The organism is Paraburkholderia fungorum (genome assembly GCF_003610895.1).
In the GTDB taxonomy this organism is placed as follows: Bacteria; Pseudomonadota; Gammaproteobacteria; order Burkholderiales; family Burkholderiaceae; genus Paraburkholderia; species Paraburkholderia fungorum_B.
On the sequence record NZ_MCAS01000016.1, the window covers coordinates 46,536 to 62,175 of the forward strand.

The window sequence follows — 15,640 nt, forward strand, 5'->3', positions numbered from 1 at the left end:
AATTCGCTCAGCCGCCAACATAAGCGCGCCGGATTGCTTCGTTGTTCATCAGACTCGCGTGGTCGCCTTCAAGCACAATGCGGCCGTTTTCGATCACATAGGCACGGTGCGCGATTTTCAGCGCCGCAAACGCGTTCTGTTCGGCGAGCAGCACGGTCGTGCCCGCGCGATTGATCTGCTGGATCACCTCGAAAACCTGCTTGACCACGAGCGGCGCGAGACCGAGCGAGGGCTCGTCGAGCAGCAGCACCTTGGGCCGGGCCATCATCGCGCGGCCGATCGCCACCATCTGCTGCTGGCCGCCGGACAGCGAGCCGGCCGGATGCTCTTTGCGTTCGGCGAGAAGTGGGAAGAGTGCGAACACCTGGTCCAGATTGCGCTGATTGCCGGCTTTGTCGCCGCGATGCACATAGGCGCCGAGCGTGAGGTTCTTCAGTACCGACATGCCCGGGAACAGCTTGCGTCCCTCGGGGCATTGAATCACGCCGTTCTTTACGATCTGCGCGGGCGTCATGCCGAGCAGCTCGCGTGTGCCCAGACGCAGGCTGCCGCTCGCGGTGCGCCGCAGGCCGCTCGTCGCGAGGAAGATCGAACTTTTGCCCGCGCCGTTCGCGCCGAGCAGCACCACCAGTTCGCCGTCTCTCGCGTGCAGATTGATGCCGTCCAGCGCGCGGAAGCTGCCGTAATCGAGTGAGACGTTGTCAAACTTCAGCATGCTCGCTCCCAAGATAGGCGTCGATCACGGCCGGGGTCGCGCGGATTTCGGCGGGCGTGCCCTCGGCGATTTTCTTGCCATAGTTCAGCACCATGATGCGGTCGGCGAGCTTCATGATCATGTTCATCTTGTGCTCCACAAGGCAGACCGTCACGCCGTGTTTCACCAGCTTGCGGATCAGTTCGGCGAGGCCCTCGGTCTCTTCGGGATTCACGCCGCCAGCCGGTTCGTCGAGCAACATCAGGCTCGGAGCGGTAGCGAGCGCGAGTGCGATGGCGGCGCGTTTGCGCTCTTCCTGCGAGATGTCGCCGGCCATCCGTTCCGCGATCGCCGACAAGCCGACGAAGTCCAGCGCCTCGCGCGCCTTGTCGCGGCAGATGCGCTCTTCCTGCCTGAGCCGTGCCGAATGTGTCAGTACGTCCCATAGCCCCGAGCGCGTGCGCAGCCGGTGGCCGACGATCAGGTTGTCGAGCACGCTGGCCCGGTCGAACAGCGCAGTGGATTGAAAGGTCCGCGCGACACCGAGGCGTGCCATCTGATCCGCGCCCAGTCGGGTCACGTCCTGGCCTTTGAACAGAATGCGTCCGGCGCTCGGCAGATGAGTACCGCTAATCAGATTGAAGAAGGTGGTTTTGCCCGCGCCGTTTGGCCCGATGATCGCGTTGATCTTGCCCGCTTCGATATGCGTGCTGACGTCGTCTACCGCGACGAGGCCGCCAAAGTGTTTGCTGAGCGAGTCGATCTCAAGCATGGCGGTCTCCACGCGTGGGTTGCGGTTGACGCGCGACCCTGCCGCCTTGCGGCGTGGCCAGTTTCGCGCGCCGGTTTTTTCTTGCCAGATACAAACCGACAATACCGTTCGGCAAAAAGATCACGAGCAGAATCAGGATCGGACCGAACACGACGAAGCGGTACGCCTGCAGGAACTGCAGGTACTGTGTGAGCCATGGTATGGCGAGCGCGCCGAGCAACGGGCCGGCGAGGGTGCCGATGCCGCCCACCAGCATGTACATGGTCATGTCGAAGGTATGTTCGACGCCGGCCAGGTCCGGGCCGAGGAAGCGTACGGCGCCCGCATAGAGACCGCCCGCGAACCCCGCATAGACAACCGACAGCACGAAAGCCAGCACCTTGTTGCGCATCAGGTTGATGCCGAGCGACTGCGCGAGGCCGTCGCTATTGCGGATCGCCATGAAAGTCCGGCCGAGCAGCGAGTTGACGATGCGATGCATCAGCCACACGCCGAGCACCAGAAACGCGAACACGAGGTAATAGAGTGGCCGCGGATTTTCGAACGACACGATGCCGAAGCCCGAAGGCGCTGGAATGCCGACAATGTCCGAGACGCCGTGCGTGAGCCCGTCCCATTTCTCGATCACGAGAAACATGATGTAGCCGACGCATAAGGTGAAAATCGAAAAATAGTGACCACGCAGACGCAGCGACACGAGGCCCACCAGCGCGCCCAGTATCGCGACGACCACGCCCGAGGCGATGAACGCGAGCCAGAACGGCACCTGATGGTCGACAGTCAGAATCCCCACCGTATACGCGCCCACCGCCATGAAGCTGCCGTGCGCGAGATTGAACTGGCCTGTATAGCCGGTGATCAGATTCAACCCGACCGTGGCCAGCGCAAATATGTACGCCGTGGACATCACGGTGAGCATGTAGTCGTTGGTGGCCAGAAACGGGAACACGAGACCGAGCACGAACAGCACCGTCCAGCCCAGCTTGCCCTCGAATAATTTCATGACTGGTTTCACGATGCGCGCAGTTCCCTGGTGAACAGTCCTTGAGGCCGAACCGACAGAATCACCACCAGCAGCACGAAGGCGATGATGTCCTTGTAGTCGGTCGAAATGTAGAAGGCACCGAAACTCTCGGCCATGCCGATGATCAGGCCGCCCACGATCGCGCCGGGCACACTGCCCATGCCGCCGAGAATGATGATCACGAAGGCCTTCAGGATCACCAGTTGCCCCATCGCCGGATAGACGAGGTTGATCGGCGCATACAGCGTGGCCGCCACGGCAGCGAGAAGACCCGAGATGCCGAAGGTCAGCATGGTCACCTTGTTGGCGTCGATGCCCATCAGCGAGGCGCCTTCGCGGTCCTGCGCCATCGCGATGATGCTCGAGCCGATCACCGTGTATCGGAGGAAGAGTTGCAGCAGCACCACCAGCGCGAACGCGGCGCCGATGATCAGCAGGCGCTGCAACGGTGCGGTTACGCCGCCCAGGTCGATGATTCCGGCGTAGGGCGTGGCCATGCGATGAAAGTCCGCGCCCCAGATCGCCTGCGCGCCGGCTTCGAGAAATAGCAGAAGACCGATTGCGGCGATCATCGGATGCAATTCGGAAGATTTGCGTAGCGGATGAAACACCAGCCGCTCGGCAAGAATCGCGAGCACCGCGACCGCGAGGCCCGAGCCGATCATGGCGAGCCAGTAGTTCAAGCCGAGCCGGCTCATCAGGTAGAAAGAGACGAACGCGCCGACCATGTAGAACGCGCCGTGAGCGAAGTTCGGCACCGCGAGAATGCCGTAGACCAGCGTGAGTCCGAGCGCGACGAGGCTGTAGATGCCACCCAGCGTCAACCCGTTGAGAACCTGCTGCAAAAACATATCCACGCTTTTACACCCCCCAATGGAAGGCGTGCCGTGCAATGGTCACCCTGGCTTCCGGGGACGCATCGCCACACGCCAGGCTACGGACGGGACAACGGCTGCTTTCCTGAATCCGGCCACCGTTGTCGGCGGTTGTCGACGGTTTGAAACACGCTCACATCGGCGCACATCGAAAAGATGGCGCGAGAGAAATTTGGCACGGGCGTTCGCTTTCCGTCAACACGTTTTTCCATTTAATTGTTCTGCAATGCAGATTATTAGGGAAGTCACTTAGATGATGCGTACGCTGGAGCCGCGTGTTCGAGGTAACCGGAGATATTGCATAAGAGCCGCGCCGTTACTTGCATCCGGCATAGATCGGCAGCTTGTGGATCGAGCTCGAAAACGGCTTTGGTGAAATGGGAAAGTCGGCTTGACTTCGCTTTGTGCGCCCCAGTATTCTGCAATGCAGAAATCAATCCACCGCCAACGCGCTCCCCACATCCCGGCGCGAATGCTTCGCAAGGCGGCCGTCCACGTGATGTTCATTGCTTTCTCAAGGTGCCTCACCCATGAACTCCGCACTCGATATCCCCAGTGTTCGTCAGATGGTGTCGCCAGAGGAGTGGCAGGTCCGCGTTGACCTCGCTGCTGCATACCGGCTGGTGGCTTTGTTCGGTTGGGACGATCTGGTGTTCACGCATATTTCGGCGCGCGTGCCGGGCCGCGAGCATGAGTTTCTGATCAACCCGTATGGCCTCTTTTTCGAGGAAATCACCGCGTCGAGTCTGGTCAAGGTGGACCATGAAGGGCAGCCCGTCATGCCGACCCCGTTCGACGTGAATCCAGCCGGCTTCGTGATTCATAGCGCCGTGCACGAAGCGCGGCCCAATGTGAACTGCGTGCTGCACACGCATACGGCACATGGCATCGCGGTCGCGGCGCAGGAAAACGGCTTGTTGCCCTTGTCGCAGCAATCCGGTTTCGTGTTGACGAATCTCGCCTACCACGACTACGAAGGCGTCGCGCTGCGCGATGCGGAAAAGGCGACGCTGGTCGCCGATCTCGGCGACGCCAATTACATGATGCTGCGCAATCACGGACTGCTGACCTGCGGACGCACCGTCGCCGAAGCATTCCAGGCAATGTACCTGTTCGAAACCTCATGCCGGATCCAGATCCTCGCGCAAGCGGGGGGCAAGTTGATCGAAGTGCCGCAGTCGATCATCGAAACGATGGGTGAGCAGGCGCGCCAGGTCAGCAAAGGCAAGGGCGCCGATCTGGTGTGGCCCGGCCTGCTGCGGCGTTTGACGCGGCGCAATCCCGGCTACGATCTGTAGCGCGCAACTCGTGCGCAATCCATGCGTGATCTGTCCGGCGCTCCGCTCGCGCGGTGCGCCGGTATTTCGCATGCGTGGCGCACTGGCTAGAACATGTGCCGGATGCCCAGGTTCACGCCGGCGGTTGTGCCGCTCGCTTCGTTCAGCGCGTTGTTGACGGACAGGCCCGTGTGCATCGCGCCATGGTTGGCGACGAAGCCGGCTTGCCCGTACACCACGGTGGCCTTCGAGAGCGAATATTCAACCCCGGTGGACGCGAGTATCGAATTGTTCGACGAGTTGTTGCCGTCGCGCGTGACCCACACGCCCGCGTCGACGTTCAAGGCCGGCGTGATGCGATAGCTGGCGCCGCCTGAATAGACGCGGTCGTTGAACGAGCCCGCCACCTTGTACTGCACGTACGAAGCCTTCACGGTCAGATTGTTGAACACGTAGCTGGCGCCCACTGCGCGGCCGTCAAATTCAACCACGCTCGGAATCGCGATCGATGCGGCGCTGCCGCCTGCGTTGCCGCTATAGAGCGCGGCATCGACGGTCAGCGAACCCAGGTGGTAACGCAGGCTCGCCGAGTACTGGCGACCCGCCTGAAAATCCCCGGCTGTGCCGCCCAGTGCCATCATCGCGCTGGCTTGCAGGCCGGCGATTTCCGGCGACGTGTATGAAATGCCGTTCGGATTGAACAGGCCGGTCACGTAGACGTTATTCAGGTAGGTGACAAGTCCGCTGCCGAAGTACGACATCTCGCGCGGGTCGAAGTCGTACACCGCGAGAAAGAAGGGCGAGAACTGCAGGCCGGCTTTGACCGTACCGTAGCGGCTGTCGATGCCGACCCACGCCTGGCGCCCAAATTCGTTGCCGTTCGAATTGCTGAGCGAGCCGTTGGCGATGCTGATGCCGCTTTCGATTTCGAAGATCGCGCGCATGCTGCCGCCGAGATCTTCCGCGCCGCGCATGCCGAAGCGCGAACCCGAGAGCCCGCTGTCGGTGAACGAGTATTGATGGCCGGCGCTCTGGCCGGTCGCCGGGTTGAGTGTTTTGCTGGTGTAGAGCAGCGAGCCGTCGACGATACCGTACAGCGTGACGCTGCTTTGCGCGTGAGCGCTCTGCGCGACGCCTAGCGCGCACGCGCCGACTAGTCCAAGAATGGTTCCAACCCGATTGCGATAACTTGCCTGCATGCTTCGTGTCTCCTGTTTATTGGAATCGACTGAACTGGCGAAGTAATGCGTGTGCTGCAAGGCTCTGGCGATCTGTAGCGCGATGCGATTTCAATGGGCGATAAAGGGCTTGCGCAATCTGGTAAGGGATGCGAAATAATTGATCTGCTGTTGGGCGCCGCGGGTTGGGTTGCCTGGTGGGTTGTCTCCTGATTGCTGGGGCGGCGCGGCTATGGGCTCATTGATCGCGTGCTTGCGCACAGGATGCAGGCGCAATTTGGCACGACCGTTCGTTCTGTGTCAACGGGGGAAATCGCTGGTTGGACTGCAATGCAGTCCAGAATAGGGAAAATACCTGGTACCGAAGGCAAGCTTGATTTTTGCCGTAAGGCTATGTAATGGAAGGGAGTTATCGGCGTTATCCGGTTTGAATCGGCAGCTGGCTGTCTGTTCCGTTAGTTCTGCATTGCAGAACTAACGGGGCTGGCTCAGCGTGAACCAAGCGTCTCAATCAGCATGTCGACGAATGCCTTGACCCGCGCTGTCATTTGGAGTTGTTGCGGGTACACCGCGTAAATATCGGCGCCCGGTGTGCGGTAGTCCGGCAGTACATGGATCAGGCGGCCATCGGCGAGATACTCCGCGATATCCCATTCCGCTCGCATCAGAATGCCGTGGCCGTCCAGCGCCCACTTCACCGCGATCTCGCCGTCATTGGTGGTGAGGTTGCCGCGTACGCGAACCGTCTCGGTTTTTTCGGTCGAACCGCGTCCGCTGGTGAGACGCCATAGCCCGTAGCCGTCGTCGCCCTGACGGATGCCGATGCAGTTGTGCTGCGATAGCTCCGCCGGACTGCGCGGCGTGCGCCGTTTGGCGAAATACGCGGGCGATGCGCAAAGCAGCCGCCGGTTGGACGCAACCCGGCGTGCAATCACGCGGGCATCCGGCGGTTCGCCGAAGCGCACGCAGACATCGAAAGCGTCCTCGCTGATCGGCGGCGGGTCGACGGAGAGTTGCAACTGCACGTCCACTTCGGGAAAGCGCCGCACGAACCGCGAAATCAGCGGCGCCACGTGACTGCGGCCGAAGCCGAGCGTCGCGTTCACACGCAGCAAACCTTTGGGCGCCGCTTGCGAGCCGCCGAGCAATTGGGCCAGATCGTCCATGTCACTCAGGATGCGCCGCGCCCGGGTCAGGTAGAGCTCGCCCTCCGGCGTGAGGCTCATGCGCCGCGTGGTGCGGTTGACGAGCGACACGCCCGCACGCGATTCCATCTGCGCCAGATGCTTGCTCACGGCCGCGGTACTCAGACCGAGTTCGCGCGCAGCCGCAGTCAAGCTGCCGCTTGCGGCAAGCGTGGAGAAGAAGGCGAGGTCGTCCGGCTGTATCGACGAGGTCATCTTGGGTGGAGAAATGGGTAGACCAATGAGTAGGCCAATGAGCGGCTCGATGAGCGCCCATTGTTAACTTCAGGTTAAGGATGCTTTGAGTCTAGCAGCGTTTTTGCGAGCGCTCCACGTTCTAGGATGCAGTCAATCATTCAACATTCAGGAGACGTCAGTGAAGACCTATCACATCGCAACCATCCCCGGCGACGGCATCGGCAAGGAAGTCGTGCCCGCGGGCCAGCGGGTTCTCGAAGCCATCGCTGCGCGAAGCGACGCCTTCCAGTTCGAGTTCGAGAATTTCGCCTGGGGCGGCGATTTCTACCGCCAGCACGGCGTGATGATGCCGGCCGATGGACTGGATGCGATCCGCAACAAAGATGCCATCCTGTTTGGCTCGGCGGGCGACCCGCATATTCCCGACCACGTCACGCTCTGGGGGCTGCGCCTGAAGATCTGCCAGGGTTTCGATCAGTACGCGAACGTGCGTCCCACCCGCATCCTTCCCGGCATCGACGCGCCCTTGAAGCGCTGTGGGCCGAAGGATCTCGACTGGGTCATCGTTCGCGAGAACTCGGAGGGTGAGTACTCCGGCGTAGGCGGACGCGCTCATCAGGGGCATCCGATCGAAGTGGCAACGGATGTTTCGATGATGACCCGCGCGGGCGTCGAGCGCATTCTTCGATTTGCGTTCCGCCTCGCCCAATCGAGGCCGCGCAAGCTGCTGACGGTGATCACCAAGAGCAACGCGCAACGCCACGCCATGGTGATGTGGGACGAGATTGCGCTCGAAGTCTCGAAGGCGTTTCCCGACGTCAAATGGGACAAGGAGCTTGTCGACGCCGCGACCGCGCGCATGGTCAACCGTCCCGCCACGCTCGACACGATCGTCGCGACCAATCTTCACGCGGACATTCTCAGCGATCTGGCCGCGGCACTGGCCGGCAGCCTCGGCATTGCGCCGACCGCGAATCTCGACCCCGAGCGCCGCTATCCCTCGATGTTCGAACCGATTCACGGCTCCGCTTTCGACATCATGGGCAAGGGTCTCGCCAATCCGGTCGGCACGTTCTGGTCGGTGGTGATGATGCTCGATCATCTTGGCGAGACGGCCGCCGCGCAGCAATTGATGAGCGCGATCGAACGCATCACCGCTGACCCTGCGCTGCATACCGGCGACCTCGGCGGCACGGCCACGACGGTGCAGGTGACCGATGCGGTTTGCGCGATCCTCGCGGCTCAACCGGCGGCGCAGTTCAAGGCAGCCTGAACACGCACTACGTCACGCGTAACGCGTCACGTGTAACGCACGCATCAGACAAGAACATAACGCCCGGACGAACACGTCACGGGCGATTCAAAGAATGGAGACTGGCATGGCCGATGAATTGCAAGCCCGTGTGGTTCGCAAGCTGACGTGGCGCATTTTGCCCTTCGTCATGCTGCTTTACTTTGTCAGCTTTCTCGATCGCGTGAATGTCGGCTTCGCCGCGCTCACGATGAACAAGGACCTTGGCCTTTCGCCGACGATGTTCGGGCTCGGCGGCGGCATCTTCTTTCTTGGGTACTTTCTGTTCGAAGTGCCCTCGAACCTCATTCTGAACAAGGTCGGTGCGCGCATCTGGATTGCCCGCGTGATGGTGACGTGGGGACTGGTGTCGGCGGCCTCCGCGTTCGTGGTCGGGCCGAACTCGTTTTATGTGCTGCGGTTTTTGCTCGGTGTAGCGGAAGCAGGCTTCTTTCCCGGCATCATTCTTTATCTTAGCCAGTGGTTTCCGGCGCGCCAGCGTGCCGTCGCGGCGGCTGCGTTCATGGCGGCCGCACCGTTGTCGACGGCAATCGGGTCGCCCATTTCAGGCGCCATCATGCAGATGACGACGCTGTTCGGGTTGAAGGACTGGCAATGGCTGTTCATCATCGAAGCGATTCCTGCAGTCGTGCTCGGCTTCGTGGTCTTGAAAGCACTCACCGATTCGCCGGAAAAAGCGAAGTGGCTGGCCGCGGATGAGAAGGCGTGGCTCATCGCGACCTTGCGTGAGGAACGCGCCGGACGTGAGTCGCAAGCAGGCCACGCGGCAGGCGCGCTCGCCGCGCTGCGCGACCCGCGCGTGTGGATCATGTCGATGATTTACTTCGGCACGTCCGCAGGTCTTTACACGCTCGGCTTATGGGCGCCGCTGATCATTCGGCAATTCGGCTTTAGCGCGCTCGGCACGGGCGCGTTGAATGCGATTCCCAGCGTGCTGGCCGTGATCGGCATGGTGCTGTGGGCCCGCCATTCGGATCGCACCGGAGAGCGCACATGGCATGTGGTGATTCCGTGCGTCGCGGCAGGCGTCGGGCTCGCGTGGGCAGGCTTTGCGGATACCGTGGTTGCGGTGGTGCTCGCGCTGATTGTCGTGAACGTGGGCATTAGCGCGGCCAAGGCGCCGCTGTGGGCCATGCCGAGTACCTTTCTCTCAGGCGCCGGCGCTGCGGCCGGTATCGCGATGATCAACTCGATCGGCAATCTCGGCGGTTTCGTCGGCCCGTTTGCAATCGGCTGGCTCAAGAGCGTGACGGGAGGATATGCCGCTGGACTCTATGTGGTGGCGGCGAGTCTCGCGGTGTCCGCCATCCTCGCTTTGGCCGTGGGCCGGCGAGGATATCGGGCGGCGCCGGCGCCGCAATGACCTCTGCGACTGTCTGATCGGTTCTCCTATTGAAGTTGTGTCTCGCTCCCGCGCCGATTCGAGAAGGGCAACGTGCGCAAGCAGGTTGCCCTTGATCGCATGGCCGCCGGATTCGAGGTCGGCGTTGGCATGCGGTTGAGTGTGTCGGTCTCGTGACAGCCAGGTCGTGGCGGGCGCCGATATGGCTAACCCGGAGTGACGGCGGCCGCCCTTAAGATTAATGTAATGCCTGTCGTGAACAATGGGTCGCTTATGCGGCCTGTTTTCCCTTTGTCGCGTGCAACCCGCTGCATTTGTCCGTCTTAACCGGCAACCCGTAGCCAGGTCGCGCCGTTTCGAATTTTTGCCGGCGAACATTCACGTTGGGCGGTCAATGCAATGAGCTTTTCTGCTGAGGTTTCGTCGCTCGCGCGCTTGTGTTGCATGTATCCGGTGCTGGGCGGCCTTGCGATCTGGTATTTTTCCCGCGCGGATCGTCTGTTGCAGGCGATCCTGACCCTCGAGTATTGACCCTCGGGGTCCCACCGCCGGTGCGCCATCGCGCCCGCTGAGCGGCGCTGCGCTTGCTGCGCCGCCGCAAGTTCGCCTTTCACGTCATTCTCGCGGTTTTTTTTCCCGCCGGGGCATGCCCACTTGCTCTGGCGCGACACACCCGGCCGGCCCTCCCAACACCCCGCAAACCCTTGCCCAGCAGGGCTTCATCGGGCGCTTGCCGACAACCGCCCGAGAGCGGTGTCGCATTTCCACATGTGGTTGTCGCAAATAGTCGGCTAGGCGTACTTTTTTCTGGCAACTATGTATGCACAGCGCGGACTGATGGACGCCACGCAGCAACTATCTTGCATGGGACCGGAGTAAGCGCTAAAGCGCTAACTCCGGTCGACAGCTTTGCATGGGACCGGAATAAGCGCTAAAGCGCTAACTCCGGTCGACAGCTTTGCATGGGACCGGAATAAGCGCTAAAGCGCTAACTCCGGTCGACAGCTTTGCATGGGACCGGAGTAAGCGCTAAAGCGCTAACTCCGGTCGACATAGGAGAACATTCAATGAATTCCCCCAAGGTCGTGGTCGAAGGGTTGTGCAAGGTGTTCGGCACCAACCCGAAACAGGCGCTCGGCATGCTGGCAGGAGGCGCCACGAAAGAAGACGTGTTCGCGCGCACCGGTCAGATTGTCGGCGTCCATAACGTATCGTTCGAAGTCAAGGAGGGCGAGATCTTCGTGCTGATGGGCCTGTCCGGCTCCGGCAAATCGACACTGATTCGCCTGATCAACCGGCTCGTCGAGCCGACCGCCGGCAAGGTGCTGATCGACGGCCGCGATGTGGCGAGCGTGCCGCGCTCGGAACTGACCGCACTGCGCCGCAAGGACATGAGCATGGTGTTCCAGTCCTTCGCCTTGATGCCTCAGCGCACGGTGCTCTCCAACGCGGCGTTTGGCCTGGAAGTGGCCGGTGTCGGCAAGAAGGAGCGCGAGAAGCGCGCCATGACCGTGCTCGAACAGGTCGGCCTCGCGCCGTTCGCCGCCAAGTTGCCGGCCCAACTGTCCGGCGGCATGCAGCAGCGCGTGGGTCTTGCGCGGGCATTGGCCGTCAACCCGTCGCTGATGATCATGGACGAAGCGTTCTCCGCGCTCGATCCGCTCAAGCGCAAGGAAATGCAGAACGTGCTGCTCGATCTGCAACGCGAGCAACAGCGCACCATCCTCTTTGTCTCGCACGATCTGGAAGAGGCGATGCGCATCGGCACCCGGATCGCGATCATGGAAGGCGGCAAGGTCGTGCAGATCGGTACGCCGCAGGAAATCATCACCAATCCCGCCGACGATTATGTACGCGCGTTCTTCGAAGGCATCGACACCAGCCGCTATCTGACGGCGGGCGACCTGATGCAGACGGATGCGGTGCCGCTCATGCAGCATTCGCCGCAGATCGACGCCTCGAGCGTGGCCGCGACGCTCAACGGCAGCGCCGAGTACGCGTTCGTGCTCGACGCCGAACGCAAGATTCGCGGCTTCGTGTGCCGCGACGCGATGGGCAGTGCTTCGCCGCAACTCAATCACATCGAATGCATCCGCCGCACCACGCCTCTGGACGACGTCGTTGAGCGCGTGGTAGCGAGCCGTGCGCCGCTGCCGGTCGTCGAAGCGGATGGCTCCTACTGCGGTTCGGTCAACAAGACGAACGTGCTGCACGTTCTTACGCGCCATAGAGGTTCTCATGTCTGAAATCATTCCAATTGGCGCCTGGGTCGATCACGGCGTTCATTACCTGCTTGACCACGATGCGCAAACCTTCGACTCCATCGGCAAGGTCATCGAGAGCTTTGCCGCGCTGATCGAGCACGGCCTGCAGGCCGTGCCGATGTGGGCGTTGATGGCGTTCTTTGTCGGCGTCGGCCTGTGGCGGGTGGGCTGGCGTTTCGCGCTGTTCACGTTGCTGGCGATGCTGCTGATCTACGGCACCGGCTTCTGGGATCAGATGGTGATCACGCTCGGTCTCACGCTCTCGTCGACCTTGATCAGCCTGCTGCTCGGCGTGCCGCTCGGCATCTGGACCGCCAAGAGCCGCACTGTCGAAACGATCGTACGCCCCGTGCTCGATCTGATGCAGACCATGCCCGCGTTCGTCTACCTGATTCCGGCGGCGATGCTGTTCGGTCTTGGCCGCGTGCCGGGGATTCTCTCCACGGTGATCTTCGCGATGCCGCCCGCCGTGCGCCTCACGTCGCTCGGGATCAAGCATGTGAATCGCGAAATCGTCGAAGCAGGGCAGGCATTCGGCTGCACGCCGCTGCAATTGCTCTACAAGGTGCAGTTTCCGAACGCGCTGCCCTCGATCATGACCGGCGTGAACCAGACCATCATGATGGCGCTCTCGATGGTGATCATCGCCTCGATGGTGGGGGCGGGCGGTCTCGGCAACGACGTGCTGGCGAGTATTCAGCGGCTCGATATCGGTCTCGGCTTCGAAAGCGGCCTTTCGGTGGTGATGCTGGCGATCATTCTCGACCGCATCACGGAAAGCTTCGGCCGCTCGCCGGGCACGGCGCGCGCACCGTTGCTCTCGGGTCTGCGCAGCGTCATGAAAGTGCGCCGGGCGCCGACGGCGCAGCATAGTTGAGCCGCCTATGAAGCGCGAGGCGATTCCCACTGCCGAGGTTCCGTCCGATTCGCCGCTGTCCGGGCTCGCGCACTTCGGCTTTCTGACGCTGCCGAATTTTTCGATGATCGCGTTCACGAGCGCGGTCGAGGTGCTGCGTATGGCCAACTACGTGGGCCGCGCGCAGCACTACACATGGTCGGTGATTACGCCGGACGGCGAGCCCGCGCGAGCGAGCAACGGCATTACGGTGAGGCCGACCACCACGCTGGCCCAGGCGGGCATGCCGGATGTGCTGATCGTTTGCGCAGGCTGGCACGTGCGCGATTATGTGGACGATACGGTTGTCGCGTTGCTGCAGGACGTTGCATCGAAAGGGATTCCGCTTGGCGGCCTTTGTACGGGACCGTACGCGCTGCTGGCTGCGAACCTGCTCGACGGTTATCGCTGTACGGTGCATTGGGAAGATATGTCGCCGCTGCACAAGAGTTACCCGCACGTGCGTTTCGCCGATGAACTGTTCGTGATCGACCGTGACCGGCTGACCTGCACGGGCGGCACCGCGCCGCTCGATCTGATGCTGAACCTGGTCGGCATGCGCCTTGGCGATGCGGTCGCGGCACAGGTGTCCGAGCAGTTCATCGTCGAGCGGATTCGCGGTTCGACCGACTATCAGCATATTCCGGTGGATGCGCGGGTTGGTTTCTCGCGCGCCGAACTGATCGAAGTGGTGCGACTGATGGAAGCCAATATCGAAGAGCCGTTATCGCTCGATGAACTCGCGCGGCTCGTGCATTTGTCGCAACGTCATTTGCAGCGCATGTTCAAGATGTTCCTGAGCGTATCGCCGACGCACTATTACCTGACGCTGCGTTTGCGTCGCGCGCGCGAACTGTTGCGCAATACGGATGCATCGATTGCGCGGGTAACGGCCGTGTGCGGCTTTCATTCGCCGTGTCATTTCAGCAAGGCCTATCGCGCGCAGTTCGGTCATGCGCCGAGCGTCGAGCGGCGCTTGTCGGCATGAGTCATTGACGTAAGCGAGCCGAGGTGAACACGTCGGCTTGGATGAGTTGGCGTAAATGAGTTGGCATCAAGAAAGTCGGCGCAATTTCGCGCCTGGAAAATCCGGTTGGTAAAACCAGTCTAGCTTCAATCACCTTGAGGGAACGCCATGAAACGTTTGTGGGCTGCGTCGTTGTGCGCGCTGTCGGTGTCATCTGTCTTTGCCGTGGAACCTTCCACCTGCCGGGACGTCCGGTTCGCCGACGTCGGCTGGACCGATATCGCGGCAACTACCGGTCTCGCCTCGACCGTGCTCGAAGGGTTGGGCTACAAGCCGACCAAAACCATTGCTTCGGTGCCGATCACCTTCGCGGGTGTGAAGAGCAAGCAGATCGACGTGTTCCTCGGCTACTGGTCGCCGACCATGGATCCGATCATCGATCCGTTCAGGAAGGCCGGTCAGCTCACCGTGCTCCCCGCGCCGAACCTGACCGGCGCGAAATACACGCTGGCCGTGCCGGATTATGCCTATCAGGCGGGCATCAAAAGCTTCGCCGACATTGCTAAGAACTACGACAAGCTTGACGGCAAGATCTACGGCATCGAACCGGGCAACGACGGCAATGCGTTGATCAAGAAGATGATCGACAGCAACCAGTACGGCCTTGGCAAGTTCAAGCTGGTGGAGTCGAGCGAGGCGGGCATGCTGGTCGAAGTGAATCGCGCGATTCGCGACAAGAAGGCAATCGTGTTTCTTGGTTGGGAACCGCATCCGATGAACGTGCAGATGAAGATCGATTATCTGTCCGGCGGTGACGACGTGTTCGGTCCGAACTACGGCGAGGCCAAAGTGATGACGGTCGTGCCGACCGATTATTCCACGCGTTGCCCGAACGTCGCGAAACTCGTGTCGAACCTGCACTTCACGACCGATATCGAGAACCACGTGATGCTGCCGATCATGAACAAGACCGATCCGAACAAGGCGGCAAAGGATTGGCTGAAGGCGAACCCCGCCGTGCTCGACAAGTGGCTTGCCGGCGTCAAGACGTTCGACGGCAAGGACGGTTTGCCGGCAGTGAAGGCCTATGTGGCAGGGCAGTGAGATGGCCCGGGGCCTGTCATGCCGGGAGGCTCATTGACAGGCTTCTTGACAGGTTCACTGCGGGCTCACTGCGGTAAAACCATGTGAATCAACGGAAACGGACGCCCCGCTGAGTCGGTTGCGGAGCGGCCTGCATCCTCAAAACCGTAACGTCGATAGAACCCGTGCGCGCGCGGGTTCTGTTCGTTGACGTCCACGGTGAGACTCGCATGCCGCTTTCTTGCATGATCGAGCAGGGCTGTGCCGATCCCTTGACCGAAGTTCGCCGGATCGACGAACAGCATTTCGACCTGTGTGTCCTGCAAGCCGATGAAGCCGGTGAGGCAGCCCGTGGCATCTTCGCAAACCCATATGTCCACAGCCGGCAAATAGAGATCTCTGACCTGAGGGTAGAGTTCCTCGATATCCTGCTCGCTGAGAAAGGTGTGAGTTGCTCGCACGGCGCGAAGCCAGATTTCAACCAATAGGGAATTGTCGGTTGGAACGCGTTTTCGGATAGGCATTGTTATTGAAGAATGGAAGGCTTTCTGGTCGTGATCTTAGCGCAAGCTGCA

Annotated in this window: 15 protein-coding genes; 8 read left to right on the forward strand and 7 right to left on the reverse strand. The window is 61.3% G+C overall.

Annotation, left to right across the window (positions count from 1 at the left end):
• Window positions 1-7: 7 nt before the first annotated feature.
• The 4 genes from BCY88_RS17280 to BCY88_RS17295 are packed head-to-tail and all read right to left on the reverse strand — an operon-like array spanning window position 8 to window position 3,341.
• The gene (locus BCY88_RS17280; protein WP_120345435.1) at window positions 8-715 is read right to left on the reverse strand and encodes an ABC transporter ATP-binding protein; all 708 of its coding nucleotides are present in this window, start codon (window positions 713-715) and stop codon (window positions 8-10) included.
• Complete coding sequence (locus tag BCY88_RS17285) at window positions 702-1,466, reverse strand: ABC transporter ATP-binding protein (protein WP_120345436.1); 765 nt, start codon at window positions 1,464-1,466, stop codon at window positions 702-704. The genes BCY88_RS17280 and BCY88_RS17285 overlap by 14 nt, the downstream gene beginning before the upstream one ends.
• Complete coding sequence (locus BCY88_RS17290; RefSeq protein WP_120345437.1) at window positions 1,459-2,469, reverse strand: branched-chain amino acid ABC transporter permease; 1,011 nt, start codon at window positions 2,467-2,469, stop codon at window positions 1,459-1,461. The genes BCY88_RS17285 and BCY88_RS17290 overlap by 8 nt, the downstream gene beginning before the upstream one ends.
• 8 nt (window positions 2,470-2,477) lie before the next feature.
• Window positions 2,478-3,341 (reverse strand): branched-chain amino acid ABC transporter permease, encoded by an 864-nt coding sequence (locus BCY88_RS17295; RefSeq protein ID WP_404935701.1) that lies wholly within the window; start codon window positions 3,339-3,341, stop codon window positions 2,478-2,480.
• Between the two features lie 554 nt (window positions 3,342-3,895).
• On the opposite strand from BCY88_RS17295, the gene BCY88_RS17300 reads away from it, so the two are divergent.
• A complete protein-coding gene (locus BCY88_RS17300) occupies window positions 3,896-4,663 on the forward strand; it encodes a class II aldolase/adducin family protein (RefSeq protein WP_120345439.1) in 768 nt (255 codons plus the stop codon).
• An 86-nt stretch (window positions 4,664-4,749) separates the two neighbouring features.
• Here the strand turns inward: BCY88_RS17300 and BCY88_RS17305 are convergent, their stop codons facing one another.
• Both BCY88_RS17305 and BCY88_RS17310 read right to left on the reverse strand, forming a co-directional pair.
• A complete protein-coding gene (locus BCY88_RS17305) occupies window positions 4,750-5,841 on the reverse strand; it encodes a porin (RefSeq protein ID WP_120345440.1) in 1,092 nt (363 codons plus the stop codon).
• 467 nt (window positions 5,842-6,308) lie between these two features.
• The gene (locus BCY88_RS17310) at window positions 6,309-7,220 is read right to left on the reverse strand and encodes a LysR family transcriptional regulator (RefSeq protein WP_120345441.1); all 912 of its coding nucleotides are present in this window, start codon (window positions 7,218-7,220) and stop codon (window positions 6,309-6,311) included.
• 160 nt (window positions 7,221-7,380) lie between these two features.
• Here BCY88_RS17310 and BCY88_RS17315 point away from each other — a divergent pair, with 160 nt between their 5' ends.
• From BCY88_RS17315 to BCY88_RS17340, 7 genes are all read left to right on the forward strand, one after another.
• Window positions 7,381-8,475, forward strand: coding sequence for a tartrate dehydrogenase (locus BCY88_RS17315; RefSeq protein ID WP_120345442.1), 1,095 nt, complete (start codon window positions 7,381-7,383; stop codon window positions 8,473-8,475).
• Window positions 8,476-8,581: 106 nt separating this feature from the next.
• Complete coding sequence (locus BCY88_RS17320; protein ID WP_120345443.1) at window positions 8,582-9,877, forward strand: MFS transporter; 1,296 nt, start codon at window positions 8,582-8,584, stop codon at window positions 9,875-9,877.
• Window positions 9,878-10,255: 378 nt separating this feature from the next.
• Window positions 10,256-10,387, forward strand: a complete 132-nt coding sequence (locus BCY88_RS40385) for a hypothetical protein (RefSeq protein WP_259461429.1) — start codon at window positions 10,256-10,258, stop codon at window positions 10,385-10,387.
• A 536-nt stretch (window positions 10,388-10,923) separates the two neighbouring features.
• Window positions 10,924-12,102 carry a quaternary amine ABC transporter ATP-binding protein gene (locus tag BCY88_RS17325; protein ID WP_120345444.1) on the forward strand — a complete coding sequence of 393 codons (1,179 nt, stop codon included), beginning with the start codon at window positions 10,924-10,926 and terminating at the stop codon, window positions 12,100-12,102.
• Window positions 12,095-12,997 (forward strand): choline ABC transporter permease subunit, encoded by a 903-nt coding sequence (gene choW, locus BCY88_RS17330; protein WP_120345445.1) that lies wholly within the window; start codon window positions 12,095-12,097, stop codon window positions 12,995-12,997. The genes BCY88_RS17325 and choW overlap by 8 nt, the downstream gene beginning before the upstream one ends.
• A gap of 7 nt (window positions 12,998-13,004) precedes the next feature.
• Complete coding sequence (locus tag BCY88_RS17335; protein ID WP_120345446.1) at window positions 13,005-14,003, forward strand: GlxA family transcriptional regulator; 999 nt, start codon at window positions 13,005-13,007, stop codon at window positions 14,001-14,003.
• Window positions 14,004-14,150: 147 nt separating this feature from the next.
• A complete protein-coding gene (locus tag BCY88_RS17340; protein WP_120345447.1) occupies window positions 14,151-15,086 on the forward strand; it encodes a choline ABC transporter substrate-binding protein in 936 nt (311 codons plus the stop codon).
• A 65-nt stretch (window positions 15,087-15,151) separates the two neighbouring features.
• Here the strand turns inward: BCY88_RS17340 and BCY88_RS17345 are convergent, their stop codons facing one another.
• Entirely contained in the window at window positions 15,152-15,589 is a 438-nt protein-coding gene (locus tag BCY88_RS17345; RefSeq protein WP_120345448.1) for an acetyltransferase, read from the reverse strand.
• Between the last annotated feature and the right edge of the window lie 51 nt (window positions 15,590-15,640).